At 70.4% G+C, this 12,665-nt stretch carries 13 protein-coding genes; 6 read left to right on the forward strand and 7 right to left on the reverse strand.

Translation table 11 applies throughout. The features are described from left to right. Positions 1 to 21: 21 nt before the first annotated feature. Positions 22 to 831: an aspartate aminotransferase family protein gene (locus KUM49_RS18150; RefSeq protein WP_217237890.1), complete on the reverse strand. Its 810-nt coding sequence runs from the start codon at positions 829 to 831 to the stop codon at positions 22 to 24. Between the two features lie 324 nt (positions 832 to 1,155). Next, positions 1,156 to 1,314 (reverse strand): hypothetical protein, encoded by a 159-nt coding sequence (locus KUM49_RS18155; protein ID WP_217237891.1) that lies wholly within the window; start codon positions 1,312 to 1,314, stop codon positions 1,156 to 1,158. Positions 1,315 to 1,607: 293 nt separating this feature from the next. Between KUM49_RS18155 and KUM49_RS18160 the strand changes: the two genes are divergently transcribed. Continuing rightward, positions 1,608 to 2,303 (forward strand): L,D-transpeptidase, encoded by a 696-nt coding sequence (locus KUM49_RS18160; RefSeq protein ID WP_217237892.1) that lies wholly within the window; start codon positions 1,608 to 1,610, stop codon positions 2,301 to 2,303. A 29-nt stretch (positions 2,304 to 2,332) separates the two neighbouring features. Here the strand turns inward: KUM49_RS18160 and KUM49_RS18165 are convergent, their stop codons facing one another. The 4 genes from KUM49_RS18165 to KUM49_RS18180 are packed head-to-tail and all read right to left on the reverse strand — an operon-like array spanning position 2,333 to position 6,830. Then, the gene (locus KUM49_RS18165; RefSeq protein ID WP_217237893.1) at positions 2,333 to 3,532 is read right to left on the reverse strand and encodes a Gfo/Idh/MocA family protein; all 1,200 of its coding nucleotides are present in this window, start codon (positions 3,530 to 3,532) and stop codon (positions 2,333 to 2,335) included. A 38-nt stretch (positions 3,533 to 3,570) separates the two neighbouring features. Then, positions 3,571 to 4,914 (reverse strand): extracellular solute-binding protein, encoded by a 1,344-nt coding sequence (locus KUM49_RS18170; RefSeq protein WP_217237894.1) that lies wholly within the window; start codon positions 4,912 to 4,914, stop codon positions 3,571 to 3,573. A 10-nt stretch (positions 4,915 to 4,924) separates the two neighbouring features. Beyond that, positions 4,925 to 5,845 carry a carbohydrate ABC transporter permease gene (locus KUM49_RS18175; protein WP_217237895.1) on the reverse strand — a complete coding sequence of 307 codons (921 nt, stop codon included), beginning with the start codon at positions 5,843 to 5,845 and terminating at the stop codon, positions 4,925 to 4,927. Between the two features lie 19 nt (positions 5,846 to 5,864). Next, a complete protein-coding gene (locus KUM49_RS18180) occupies positions 5,865 to 6,830 on the reverse strand; it encodes a carbohydrate ABC transporter permease (protein ID WP_217237896.1) in 966 nt (321 codons plus the stop codon). A 167-nt stretch (positions 6,831 to 6,997) separates the two neighbouring features. Between KUM49_RS18180 and KUM49_RS18185 the strand changes: the two genes are divergently transcribed. From KUM49_RS18185 to KUM49_RS18195, 3 genes are all read left to right on the forward strand, one after another. Next, on the forward strand, positions 6,998 to 8,158 hold the full coding sequence (locus KUM49_RS18185) for an ROK family transcriptional regulator (RefSeq protein WP_217237897.1): 1,161 nt from the start codon (positions 6,998 to 7,000) through the stop codon (positions 8,156 to 8,158). Between the two features lie 100 nt (positions 8,159 to 8,258). Continuing rightward, positions 8,259 to 8,444, forward strand: coding sequence for a hypothetical protein (locus KUM49_RS18190; protein WP_217237898.1), 186 nt, complete (start codon positions 8,259 to 8,261; stop codon positions 8,442 to 8,444). Positions 8,445 to 8,569: 125 nt separating this feature from the next. Beyond that, on the forward strand, positions 8,570 to 9,391 hold the full coding sequence (locus KUM49_RS18195) for an EamA family transporter (RefSeq protein ID WP_217237899.1): 822 nt from the start codon (positions 8,570 to 8,572) through the stop codon (positions 9,389 to 9,391). A 10-nt stretch (positions 9,392 to 9,401) separates the two neighbouring features. On the opposite strand, the gene KUM49_RS18200 is transcribed toward KUM49_RS18195, so the two are convergent. Continuing rightward, positions 9,402 to 10,769 (reverse strand): S1 family peptidase, encoded by a 1,368-nt coding sequence (locus tag KUM49_RS18200; RefSeq protein WP_217237900.1) that lies wholly within the window; start codon positions 10,767 to 10,769, stop codon positions 9,402 to 9,404. A 199-nt stretch (positions 10,770 to 10,968) separates the two neighbouring features. Between KUM49_RS18200 and KUM49_RS18205 the strand changes: the two genes are divergently transcribed. Together KUM49_RS18205 and KUM49_RS18210 are read left to right on the forward strand one after the other, a co-directional pair. Beyond that, positions 10,969 to 12,144, forward strand: a complete 1,176-nt coding sequence (locus tag KUM49_RS18205; protein ID WP_217237901.1) for a MalY/PatB family protein — start codon at positions 10,969 to 10,971, stop codon at positions 12,142 to 12,144. A gap of 97 nt (positions 12,145 to 12,241) precedes the next feature. Beyond that, positions 12,242 to 12,622: a PPOX class F420-dependent oxidoreductase gene (locus KUM49_RS18210; protein WP_217237902.1), complete on the forward strand. Its 381-nt coding sequence runs from the start codon at positions 12,242 to 12,244 to the stop codon at positions 12,620 to 12,622. Positions 12,623 to 12,665 lie beyond the last annotated feature (43 nt).

Below are 12,665 nucleotides of genomic sequence, written 5' to 3' on the forward strand. Positions count from 1 at the left end.
CGTCCGGAGATGTCGCTGTCGTCAGACGGCTGCGGCCAGGGCGGTGATCACGCGCTCCGTGTCGACCTCGGTGGTCCGCCAGTTGCTGAACGCCGCCCGCAGCGCAGGCGCCCCGCCGAACACGGCCGGTGTCAGGAACGCCTCCCCGGACGCGGTTACGGCCCCGGCCGGCGCTTCGACCCGCTCCTGCGTGGGATCCTCGGCGAGAGCGAAGCAGACGACGTCGAGCCGGACCGGTGCGCGCAGGCTGAGCGTCGGCAGCCCTTCGACGCGCGCACCGAGCCGCCGCGCCAGCTCCACGTTGCGTTCGACGACCTCGCGGTGCCCCGCACGGCCGTACGCCGGCGGCGAGAACCAGGCGGGCAGGGCCCGCAGCCGCCGGGAGTTCTCCGGGGTGAGGTGGAGGAAGTCGGGTTCTCCAGCGGGCAGGCCCAGGTAGGGCGTTGTGGAACACCGCGAGCTGCAGCTCGCGGCGGCTTGTGAACTGGACGCCCGCGTCGTAGGGGGACATGGAGCCACTTGTAGGTCGTCGCAGATCGAGTCGGCCGCGTCCAGCCCTTCGGCCAGATGCGCGTGGCGGGGGGACAGGGCGGCGAAACAGCCGAACGCTGCGTCCACGTGGAGCCAGAAGGTGTGCTGTTCCTTCTGCGCCGCGATGGCCCGCAGGTCGTCGAAGTCGACGGTGTTCACGGTGCCGGCGTTGGCCACGACGATCGCCGGCCGCCCGCCCAGACAGGCCAGTTCCGCATCGAGAGCGGCGACGTCGACGTCCTCCCGGTCGCCGGGCAGCACCCGCACCTGCCGCAGTCTGTCCCGGCCGATGCCGAGCACCGACAGGGGCCTTGGTAACGCTGGAGTGCGGACTGCCGGGGAGCACGTCGACCGGGACGAGCGCGGCGGCGCCCTCGCGGGAGACGTCCACGCCCAGGCGCTTGCCCAGCCACTCGCGGACGGCGAGTCCCACGGTGTCGGAGACGACGGTCGCACCGGTCACGAACGCCCCGGTGTGCGCGTCGCTGAGCCCGACCAGTTCCCAAAGCCAGCCCACCGTCTCCCGCTCCAGGGCCGTCGCCCAGGACCGGCCGCTCCGGACACGTCTGGTCGTACGCGTTCGTCGGCCAGGCCCCGGCGAGCGCGGCGGGAGTCGCTCCGCCGTCACGAAGCCGAGGTGGCGGGGCCCGCCGAGCCGGAGAAGCCGGGCGCCCATCGCTCGGCGAACCGGGCGAGAGCCCCGTCCGCCCCGGCGCCCTCGGCCGGAAGGGGATCGTCGTCGGGCGCCTTGCCGTTTGCCCGTATGGACGACCGACCGCTCATGACAGGCCGGTCACCTCCCGCGTGCCGAGGCCCAGGGCGGACTGCCGAGGTCGGGGAGCAAGGAGAGGTAGTCGGCGAGTGTCCTGTGCATGACCGGGAGCGTAGGCCGCGGCCGGCGTCGTACGCCGGGGCCAATTCGGGGCGACCGAACTGATGGCGGCGCGGAGCGGGCCGACTCCCGGGGTCCGACTGTCACCGTTTCGTCTCAGCACCAGGCGGCCTACAACCGTGGCCTCGGGGTGACGGTCTAGCTGGTGGAGAGCGTCACATCGCACGGACGGGGAAGGACCGCCATGGGGGACATACGCCGACGGGGAGCCGTCGCACTCGGGGTAGCCGGACTGATGGCACCGCTCACGCTCGCGCTGGGCGCCACGCCCGCGCAGGCCGCGAGCTGCACCACGCAGACCGGCCCCTACCAGAAGCAGGTGGAGAAGTTCCTCGGCCGGCCGGTCGACGGCAAGCAGTCCGCCGCCGACTGCAAGGCCATCCAGGGCTTCCAGAACAAGCACGGCATCACGCCGAACGCCGGCTACGCGGGGTCCGTCACGTGGGGCGTGATGGACCTCATGAACAAGCAGAAGGCCGTCGGCACCAACCCCAACAAGGCCGGCAAGTGTCCGGTCAACAAGGGCCGCATCGCCTGCGTGAACCTGACCCTCCAGCTCAGCTGGATCCAGGACGGCAAGAAGCTCGTCTACGGCCCCGTCCCGGTCCGCACCGGCCGCAACGGGTACGAGACCCGCACCGGCCTGAAGAAGATCTACTGGCGGAACATCGACCACGTCTCCAGCATCTACGACGTGCCGATGCCCTACAGCCAGTTCTTCGACGGCGGCCAGGCCTTCCACTCGGTCGGCGTCAGCATGTGGAACCCGCCCGGCTCGCACGGCTGCGTCAACATGACGACGACCTCCGCCAAGAAGTACTGGGCGCTGCTGAAGAAGGGCGACGACGTCTTCGTGTACGGCCGCAAGCCGGGCACCTGACAGAGGCCCCCGGCCCACGCGTGCCCCCCTTACTGGGGCGCGTCCCCGAAGTCCAGGATCTCCAGCCTGGCCCCGCCCTGCCGCGCGGAATCGTGCGCGACGATGCCCGGCAGGGTGTAGCGGGCGGCCACCCACGCGTTCACCGTGGGCAGCGTCCGCGTGTTCACGGCGGTCACGAAGTCGTCCACCAGGAAGTGGTGGCTGCCCTCGTGACCGTTGTGCAGGCTGTCGAACTCCCGCGGCAGCCGCGCCCGGTCGTGCACCGGCGCCGACCCCGAGGTGAAGGCGGCCCGCAGATCCGGCGCGATGTGCTGGAGTGACGGGTCGTCGGGCGACATGGTGGGCTTGGGCTCCAGCAGCTCGCTGATGTCCTTGACGCCGTTCTTGTCCTGCCACATGGCCACCGTGGCAAGCTGCTCCATGCTCCCCTCCGTCCCGAAGAACCGGAAACGCGACTCCCGGATGTGGGAGGGGTAGCCGACCCGCCGGAACTCGTTCGTACGGAACGACCCGCCGCCCGCCACTTCGAACAGGGCCGTCGCGTTGGAGACGTCGTTGCCGAACTGGCTGACCTCCTTGTCGAACACCCCGTCGCCGCGGTCGTCGACCACCCCGATCGCCGACACGCTCACCGCGTGCGTCTGCCAGGCACCCAGCACCCCGCCCACCGAGTGCGTCGGGTACAGCAGCGGGGGATAGCTGGCGGTCGCCTTCCAGTTCTCGCCGCCGCTGTACTGGTACGCCTCGTAGAAGCCGAGGTCCATGTCGTGGACGTAGTCGCCCTCGGCGTAGAAGATCCGCCCGAAGGCGCCCTCGGCGATCTGGTTGCGGGCGTGCACGGTCGCCGGGTTGTACTGGCTGGTCTCGCCCATCATGTAGGTCAGCCCGGTCGCCTTGACCGTGTCGATGATCGCCGCGATCTCCTCGGTGGTGATCGCCATCGGGACGGCGGAGTACACGTGCTTGCCGGCGTTGAGGCCCTTCACGACCAGCGGTCCGTGCGTCCAGCGCTGGGTGAAGATCGCGACGGCGTCGACGTCCGTCGACTCCAGCATGGCCTCGTACGAGGGGAAGGTGCCGGTGAGGCCTTCGGCGGCGGCCAGTTGCTCGGCCCGTTCGGTGAGCAGGTCGGTGACGTAGACGTCGCGGACGCCGGGATGGGCCAGGAACAGCTTGGCGAACTGGCCCGAGAACTGTCCGGCGCCGACGATGCCGAGGGAGAACGTCATGTGTGGCGTGCCCTTCACTGGTCGATGGAGTGGTCGGTTCACTGGTCGAGAATCAGGTTGATCTGGTCGGTGGTCTCGTCGAGGCTGCTCACGGGCTTGCCGTTGCCGAAGATGTCCTGCATGGCGGGGTGCATGAGCGCGAACATGTCCGCCGAGTAGTTGGTGATCGGGAAGGAGAAGGTCGTGAAGTCCTTCTTGTCGGCGACCGGCCGGGTGAAGGCCGTGACGTCGATGCCCTTCTTCTCGTACGCGGCTACCGCGGCCTGCGTGCCGTCGGGCGTGGCCGGGAAGACGATGCCGTAGCCGCCCACGGTCTTCTGGCACGCGTCGGACGACAGGTACTTCACCCACTTCAGAGCGCCCTGCTTGTTGGGGGCGTTCTTGGTGACGGAGTCGGCGAGGCCGTTCATCATGGTGGCGCGCTTGCCGGTGGGGCCCACCGGGGTGAAGGCGGTCCCCACCTTCAGGCCCTTGACGCCGTAGTACGTCGAGATCATCCAGGCACCGTCGAAGGCTGCCGCCGCCTTGCCCGCGGCGACCTGCGCGTTCGCCGGATTGGCGCCCGCGCTGTAGTCCGTGAGGGGGGCCAGGTAGCCCTTCTTGGCCAGGCCGAAGTACCACTTGATGACGGACTGGAAGGTCTTGCTGTCGTACTGGTACTTCGTGCCCCACCGCTTCTTGTCGGTGTAGGTCCAGCCCGCGGAGGCGGCGAAGTTGCTCCACTGGGTCTGGCCGTCGCCGTCCCCGCCGCCGCCCGTCGCGAGGCCGTACACCTTGACGTGGTGCCTGTCGAAGCCCGGTTCGTCACCGCGCTTGCCGTTCCTGTCAATGGTGAGACGGGCGATGGCCTTCTCGAAGGTGCCGCCGTCCTTCGGGTTCCAGGAGAGGGTGTTCAGCTCCTGCGCGCTGAGCCCGGCGGTCTTGGCCATCTTCTGGTTGTAGAAGAGGGCGACCGTGTCCCAGTCCTTGGGAGCGCCGTAGCTGTGCCCGTCCTGGCCGGTCCAGTTGCCGGCGAGCCCGGACTGGTAGTCGGACGGGTCGATGCCCAGGCCGTCGAGTGGTTCCAGCACCTTGAGATCGGCGAACTGGCCGAACTTCTGGATGTGGTCGGTGAACACGTCCGGTTCGGTGCCCGCGATGAAGCTCGCGGTGAGCTTGGTCCAGTAGTCGTCCCAGCCGAGCTGCGTGATCTTCACGTTCAAGCCCGGGTTCTCCGCCTCGAAGCCCTTCGCGCAGGCCTGGTAGGCGGGCAGCTGGTTGGCGTCCCACAGCCAGTACGACACCGTGTTCGCGGACGGCCCCGCACCGCCTCCCTTGGCGCAGCCGGCCGTCAGGGACAGCGCCAAAGCTCCGGTCAACGCCACGACCGTACGAATTCGCATGCCCGTCCCCTTACTTGATTCCGGTGAAGCTGATGGAACTGACGATGCGGCGCGCGAAGATGCCGAAGAGCACCACCATGGGCAGCGCGGCGATGAGCGTGGCCGCCATCAGGCCGGACCAGTCGTAGCCGGCCTGCGGCGTCTGCGCGCGGAAGATGGCCAGCGCCACGGTGAGCACCCGCGAGCTGTCGCTGTAGGACACCATCAGCGGCCAGAAGTAGTCGTTCCAGGAGGTGATGTACGTCAGGACGCCCAGCGTGAGGACGGGGGTGGACGCCATCGGCAGCATCACCCGGAAGAAGATCCGGATCTTTCCGGCGCCGTCGAGCAGGGCCGCCTCCTCGACCTCGCGGGGCACGTTCATGAAGAACTGCCGCAGGAAGAACACCGCGAACGGCGTCATGAACATCGTCGGCAGCGAGATGCCCAACAGGGTGTCCACCAGGCCGAGTTGTTTGATGATCACGAAGTTCGGGAGCAGGGTGAAGATCGCGGGCACCATCAGCCCGGCCAGGAACAGCACGAACATCTTGTCCCGGCCGCGCCACCTGAGGCGCGCGAAGGCGTACGCGGCCATGGCGGAGAAGAAGATCTGGCAGACGGTGATCAGGGTGGAGACGAACACCGAGTTGATCAGGTAGCGCCAGAACCTCAGACCGCCGCCCGCACCGCCCTGGGCTATCGCCTCCTCGGTGGACTGCAGACCCAGGGCTCGCTCGAAACCCCCGGACGTGAGGTCCACGGGCAGGGGATCGCCCGGGTGCGCGGCGAGCGCGGTGTTGGTGGACAGCGCGGTCCGCAGGATCCAGTAGAACGGCAGCAGGGTGATGAGCACGATCGCGGCCATCGCCGCCCAGGCCATGATCCGGCCGAAGGAAGGCCGGCGCCTGATGGTGGGCCGTACGGTCGTCGTGGTTGCCACGGCAGCCATGTCGGTGTCTCCTTCCCCGTCAGCCGAGGTCGGTCTGGCCGGCCCTGGTGAGCCGGTACTGAAGGAAGGTGATCGCGCTCAGCACGACCAGCAGGGCGACGGACATCGCCGAGGCGTAGCCGAACTGGAAGCGGCCGAAGGCGGCGCCGTAGATGTAGTACTGGAGCACGTTGGTGGCGTTCGCCGGTCCGCCCATGGTCGTCACGGCGACCGTGTCGAACACCTGGAACGAACCGATCACCGTCATGATCAGCACGACCGCGAGGACCGGCCGCAGCAGCGGCATCGTGATCCGCCAGAACATCCGCCACTCGCTCGCGCCGTCCACCTTGGCGGCCTCGTACATGTCGTTCGGGATGGCCTGGAGCCCGGCGAACAGCAGCAGAGCGGTGTAGCCGACGTGCCGCCACACATTGATCAGCGCGATCGTCGGGATTGCCCAGGTGTCGTCCGCGAGGAACGGGATGCGGTCGAAACCCAGCCCCGAGATGATCTCGTTGCCGATGCCGAGCTGGGTGTCCAGGATCCAGAGCCAGACGATGCCTGCGACGACGTTCGCCATCAGGTACGGAGTGAGCACGATTCCGCGCAGCACCGCCGACTGCGTCAGCCGCTGGAGCAGGACGGCGATGGCGAGCGCCGAAACCGTCTGCACCCCGATGTTGATCAGCACGTACTCGACGGTGACCCTGAGCGAGGCCCAGAAGATCGGGTCCTGGACCATGCGTACGTAGTTGTCGAGGCCCACCCACTCGGGCGGTGTGAGCAGGTTGTAGCGCGTGAAGCTCAGGTGGATGCCCCGCAGTGTCGGCCACAGCAGGAAGACCAGGAAGCCCAGCAGGGCGGGCGCGATGAACAGTGCGGCGAGCCGCTCGTCGCCCCCGCGTTCGTGGACCCTTGCCCGGCCCGTCCTCGGTTTGGTCGGTGCCCTCTCGGCGCTGCCCAGGGGCAGACGCGACGGAGGGCTGCTGGAGGCGATGGTCATCGGGAGACTCCCTCGTCCGCGGCGGCTCGTCCTCGCACTTACTTTCGTCGCGGAAGAATTCAGGCGTCAAGGGGCGTGCGAACATCTTTTCCAGGCCTGAGGGAACCCCGTAGCATGGCCATATTGCTTTTACAGCGAAAGAAAATCTCTGTGGGAGTCTGACCTACATGACCGCAGGTGCCGCAAGCTGGCTTCCCCTGAGCCCGGGCGAACGCTCGGTGGCGATCGAGGTGCTCGTCCACGGGCCCCTGTCGCGTACCGAGATCGCCCGACGGCTCGACCTCTCCGCGGGCAGCCTCACCCGCCTGACCAAGCCGCTGATCGAGTCCGGCCTGCTGGTCGAGGTCCCCGAGGCGGGCAGCCCGGCGGAGGTCCGCCAGGGGCGCCCCTCGCAACCGCTCGACGTCGTCGCCGAGTCCCGCTCCTTCCTCGGCTTCAAGATCACCGACGACATGGTCTACGGCGTCGTCACCACCCTCCGCAGCGACATCGTCGCCCGCCACGACCGTCCGCTCACCACCCACGAACCCGCCCGGGTCGCGGACCTGCTGGCCGAGATGACCGAGGAGCTTGCCCGTTCCCACCCCCGGATCGCGGGCATCGGCATCGGGGTCGGGGGCTTGGTCCAGGACCGGGCCGTGGTGGGGGAGTCCCCCTTCCTCAACTGGCGCGAGGTCCCGCTGGCCGCACTCGTCGAAGAGCGCACCGGACTGCCGGTCGTCGTCGAGAACGACGTCGCCGCCCTCGTCGAGGCCGAGACCTGGTTCGGTGCCGGTCGCGGCCTGGACCGGTTCGTCGTCCTGACCATCGGCGCCGGCATCGGCTACGGCCTCGTCCTGGGCGGCAAGCGGGTGCCGTACGCCGAGGAGGACCGCGGCTTCGGCCGCCACTGGATCGTGAACCCCAACGGCCCCCTCACCCCCGACGGCGAACGCGGCAGCGCCGTCTCGCTGCTGACCATCCCCAACATCCGCTACCAGGTCCAGGCCGCCACCGGCCGTGACCGCACCTACGAGGAGATCCTCGCCCTCGCCGCGGCGGCGGACCCGATGCCCGCCCGCGTCATCGAGGAGGCCGGGCGCGCCCTGGGCACCCTGGTCGCCCAGATCGCCAACTTCGTCCTGCCCCAGAAGATCCTGCTCGCCGGCGAGGGGGTCGGCCTGATGGACGTGGCCGGCAAGACGGTCGAGGACACCATTCGTGCCCACCGGCACCCGCTGGCCGCCCCGGTCGGCCTGGAGACCAAGGTGTCCGACTTTCACGACTGGGCTCGCGGCGCAGCCGTGTTGGCGATCCAGGTGCTGGTGCTGGGGGCGGTGCAAGTGTGAAGTCCGCCACGGGGCTTGGCGTATGGACGTGATCAGCAACACGGTCCGATATGCCCCATTGGCTCGTGATTACTCACATCGCCTTCACGTCCGGAGCCGTATGCTTCACATCATGTCCACCAGTGTTGAACCCGCTACCGAACGTTCGGCTGACGAGGTCAACGAGGAGATCAGGGCCCTGTGGCTCCGGTCGGGCGGGACACTGAACGGCGAGCAGCGCGAGGAGTACCGGCGGCTCGTCCTGGAGTGGGCCGCCGCGGCCCCGCAGTCGTCAGAAGCGGCCTGAGCCTCCCCGAAGTCCCGCCGCCCTCCTCGAAGTCCTCCACCTTTTCCTGATTCCCGGCGTCCGCTCCCGCCTCCCGGCGGAGCCCGCCGGGCATCACCGCGTCCGCCCGGGGCACCCCTGACCGGATGGGCCCCCTTCTGGCACTGACCTCGGCCGTCTGCTACGGCATCGTCGACTTCGCCGGCGGGCTGCTGTCCCGGCGTACCCACTTCGTCGCCGTCACCTTCCTCGGCCAGGCCGGCGGACTGCTGCTCGCTCTCGCGGCCGCCCTGCTGTATCCCGCCGACGCCGTCCAATCGGCCGATCTCTTCTGGGGTGCGCTGTCCGGGGTGGGCAGCGGCACCGCCATGCACTTCCTCAACCGCGGCCTGAGCCGCGGCGCGATGAGCGTCGTGGTGCCGGTGAGCGCGGTCACCGGGGTCGCGCTGTCCGTGCTGTGCGGGGTGCTCCTCGGCGACCGGCCGACGCCCCTGGCGTGGGTGGGCATCGCCGTGACCGTGCCCGCGCTCTGGCTGGTCTCCGCGGGTGACAGGGCGGCCCGCGGGGGAGTGCCCGACGGTCTGCTCGCCAGCGCCGGTGTCGCCGTCCAGTACATCGCGCTCGCCCAGGCGAGTGCGTCGAGCGGGCTGTGGCCGGTGGCCGCGGGCCGGATCGCCGCCGTGCTCGTCCTGCTGCCCGGCGCGGTACGGCACGCCGGCCGCCTGCGGATCCCGCCCGCGCTGTGCGCCCAGTCGCTCCTGGTCGGGGCGGGAGCCGCACTCGGACTCATCCTGTATCTCCTGGCCGCCCAACGGCAGTTGCTGGCCGTCGCCGTGGTCCTCGCCTCCCTCTATCCGGCTCTCCCGGTCGTCCTCGGACTCGCCCTGCTGCACGAGAAGGTCACCCGGAGACAGACAGCCGGCCTGCTGGGGGCGGCGGCGGCCACGGTATTGCTGACCCTCGGATGAGCCGGGCCGGTCAGCCCCACGTGGCCGAGTAGTACCGCCGGTACGCCTTGCGGTCCTGCTCCGCCCGGATGTACCGGGTGGCCACCAGGGCGATCATGCTGCCCGCGATGACCAGTAATCCGGGGCCGACGTTCCTGCTGTCCGTGAGCCGGGTCAGCAGCGGTGCGCCCGCCGTCCCGCCCGCCACCGGAGCCGACGCCCCGGGCGCGGCCGCACCCGGGGCGATCGAGCTCTGCGTGGCCGAGGCCGACGGCGAGGGCGCCGCGCTGCCACCCGCGGCGGGGGGCGCCACGAGCAACTGCACGTCGAGGTCGGCCAGCGCCTTCGTCACCGGCTGGAAGAACGTCGTACCGCCCGACTGGCAGTCCCCGCTGCCGCCCGACGTCACGCCGAGCGCGATCCCCTCGGAGAACAACGGCCCCCCGCTGTCCCCGGGTTCGGCGCACACGTTCGTCTCGATCAGGCCGCTGACCGTTCCCTCGGGGTAGTTCACCGTCGCGTTGAGCGCCGTCACCTGGCCGTCGCGCAGTCCGCTCGTACTGCCGCTGCGGAACACCCGTTGCCCGACGGCCGGGTCGGCCGCGGCCGTGATCTGCACTCCCTTGCCGTCACCGATGGCCACCACGGCGGCACCGTCACCCGCCCGGCCGTCCGCGTACTGCACCAGGGAGAAGTCGTCGCCCGGGAAGCTCTGCGTGACCGTCTTGCCCACCTGCTCCTTCCCTCCGTCGTCCGCGAACCACACGGAACCGGTGGGCCCGCAGTGCCCGGCGGTGAGGATGAAGTCGCGTTTCCCGTCGGTCACGTTGAACCCGGCCGAACAGCGTCCGGCGGTCGACAGGATCGGCAGCGCGCCGTTGAGACGGGGGGTGAACGTGCCCTCGGTGCGTTCCATCCGCACGAAGGCGCCGATGCCGTCCGCGACCCGCGTCATCCTGGACCAGTCGGCGGCCGAGACGGTGCTGTCGCCTCGTACCACGATCTGGTTGGTCCGGTAGTCCATCGACCAGGCCGTCCCGGCCACCCGGGGCGCCGAACGCAGCGTCTGCGTGGCCGACTTGAGCTCGTTCATGCTGTGCGAGACGACCTTCGGCTCGGCCCCCGCGCCGCGGACCTCGGCGGCGGCCTTCTCGTCGGTGACCGCGACGACCGGCCGGCCGTCGTCGCCGATCCAGGTGCCCGCCGTGCGGGAGCTCCCGAGCCGCGAGACCAGGCCGGCCCCCGTGTCGGCGGCCGCCTGGGCGTACGTCCGCGGGACGGCGGCGTCCGGAGACTCGCTCGCCATGGCCCGCGTGACCATCGTGCCTCCCAGGAGGAGTCCGCCGACGGCCGCCAGCCGTGTCACTCGCCGGACGACCCGTCGTCGTGCGTGCCTCATGCATGGCTCCCGAACCCGAACACACGGTGTGAACACCGCGGGGTCCTCCGGTCGTTGAGCACCCACTATCCATACGCGGCCCGAGACCGCCGTGTTCACGGCATCCGTGATCTCTCCGAATCCGGGAGGCGGACCCCATCCCCCACCGGCCTCGACCGGCCGACGGGTCAGCTCACCCACGGCCCCCTATCTTGTGGCCATGACCAGGATCCCGCACGAACCGTCCGGTGAACCGAATCCCCTGCGCGCACTCACCCTCGACCGCCTCCGATGCCGTACGAGCACGAAGTGGCGCACCTACCCCGACGACGTCCTTCCGTTGTGGGTCGCCGAGATGGACGTCCCCCTCGCCGAACCCGTGGTCCGCGCGGTCACCGACGCCCTCGAACTCGGTGACACCGGCTACCCGGCCGGCACCGCCTACGCCGAGGCCCTGGCCTCCTTCGCCGACGAACGGTGGGGCTGGGGCGGGCTCGCGGTGGAACGCACCGCGATCGTTCCGGACGTGATGCTCGGGGTGGTCGAGATGATCAGACTGGTGACCGGGCCCGGTGACCCGGTCGTGGTGAACCCGCCCGTGTACCCGCCGTTCTTCCAGTTCGTCGGCCACATGGACCGGCAGGTGGTCGAAGCCCCGCTCGGTCCGGACGGGCGCCTGGACCTCGGCGTTCTGCGGGACACCTTCCGCCGGGCCGTCTCCGGCGGTCACCGGGCCGCCTACCTCCTGTGCAGCCCCCACAATCCGACCGGCGCGGTGCACACCGCCGCCGAACTGGCCGAAGTAGCCGCCCTCGCCGCCCGGTACGGCGTGCGTGTCGTCGCCGACGAGATCCACGCGCCCGTCGTCGCCGGTGCGCGCTTCGTGCCCTACCTGAGCGTGCCGGGCGGCGAGGGGGGCCTGTCCCTCATGTCGGCGTCCAAGGGGTGGAACCTCGCCGGTCTCAAGGCCGGGCTGGCTGTCGCGGGCCCCGCGGCCGCCGCCGACCTCGCCCGGCTGCCCGAAGAGGTCGGGCACGGCCCGAGCCACGTCGGCGTCATCGCCCACACCGCGGCCCTGCGCGAGGGCACCGCCTGGCTGGACGCCCTGCTCGCCGGTCTCGACGACAACCGTCGCCTGCTCACCGGCCTGCTGGCCGAGCGCCTGCCCGCGATCGCCCACCGCCCAGGGGAGGCCACCTATCTGGCCTGGCTCGACTGCCGCGCACTGGATCTCGGCGACGACCCGGCGGACGTGTTCCTGCGGCGCGGCCGGGTGGCGCTCAGCTCCGGCCTCCCGATCGGCACCGGCGGGGCCGGACGCGTACGCCTGAACCTGGCGACCTCGCCGGAGATCATCGAGGAGGGCGTGCGACGGATGGCGGCGGCGCTGCGCTGACGTGAGCACGCGCGGCGCGGCTGCGGGGCGTTGCGGATCGCTGGGGCCGGCGCTCGGCCCTCCTCGCATCCGGTGCGGCGGGGCCTAGACTGCCCGCATGGACGACACGCCGCTGGAGCGGCTCGGTGCGGGCAAGTATCTGCTGATCACCAGCTATCGGAAGAACGGCACCGGAGTCGCCACCCCGGTGTGGGTGGTCCGCGACGGGGACGCGCTCGGTGCCTGGTCGGCCGCCGACGCCTGGAAGGTGAAGCGGATCCGGGCGCGCGGAGACGTCCTGGTCGGCCCGTGCGACCTGCGCGGCAACCCGACCGGCGACCAGGTGCCCGCCACCGCCGAGATCGCCGACGCGGAGATCACCGCCCACTACCGCCGGCTGATCGCCCGGAAGTACGGCATCGTCGGCCGCCTCACTCTCCTCGGCAGCCGGCTGCGCCGGGGACCGGACGGGACCGTCGGGATCCGCGTGACGCTGTGACGTACGGGGGCACGGGCCGGGCGGTCCGTGCCCCCGTACGCGA

Origin of the sequence: Streptomyces sp. AC555_RSS877 (assembly GCF_019049245.1) — a bacterium.
Lineage (GTDB): Bacteria > Actinomycetota > Actinomycetes > Streptomycetales > Streptomycetaceae > Streptomyces.

Coding starts and splice junctions, on each gene's coding strand:
- KUM49_RS18155 (WP_217237891.1), bottom strand. CDS start 1,314: ATGAGCGGTCGGTCGTCCATACGGGCAAACGGCAAGGCGCCCGACGAC.
- KUM49_RS18205 (WP_217237901.1), top strand. CDS start 10,969: ATGACCAGGATCCCGCACGAACCGTCCGGTGAACCGAATCCCCTGCGC.
- KUM49_RS18195 (WP_217237899.1), top strand. CDS start 8,570: ATGGGCCCCCTTCTGGCACTGACCTCGGCCGTCTGCTACGGCATCGTC.
- KUM49_RS18180 (WP_217237896.1), bottom strand. CDS start 6,830: ATGACCATCGCCTCCAGCAGCCCTCCGTCGCGTCTGCCCCTGGGCAGC.
- KUM49_RS18185 (WP_217237897.1), top strand. CDS start 6,998: ATGACCGCAGGTGCCGCAAGCTGGCTTCCCCTGAGCCCGGGCGAACGC.
- KUM49_RS18165 (WP_217237893.1), bottom strand. CDS start 3,532: ATGACGTTCTCCCTCGGCATCGTCGGCGCCGGACAGTTCTCGGGCCAG.
- KUM49_RS18210 (WP_217237902.1), top strand. CDS start 12,242: ATGGACGACACGCCGCTGGAGCGGCTCGGTGCGGGCAAGTATCTGCTG.
- KUM49_RS18175 (WP_217237895.1), bottom strand. CDS start 5,845: ATGGCTGCCGTGGCAACCACGACGACCGTACGGCCCACCATCAGGCGC.
- KUM49_RS18170 (WP_217237894.1), bottom strand. CDS start 4,914: ATGCGAATTCGTACGGTCGTGGCGTTGACCGGAGCTTTGGCGCTGTCC.
- KUM49_RS18190 (WP_217237898.1), top strand. CDS start 8,259: ATGCTTCACATCATGTCCACCAGTGTTGAACCCGCTACCGAACGTTCG.
- KUM49_RS18160 (WP_217237892.1), top strand. CDS start 1,608: ATGGGGGACATACGCCGACGGGGAGCCGTCGCACTCGGGGTAGCCGGA.
- KUM49_RS18200 (WP_217237900.1), bottom strand. CDS start 10,769: ATGAGGCACGCACGACGACGGGTCGTCCGGCGAGTGACACGGCTGGCG.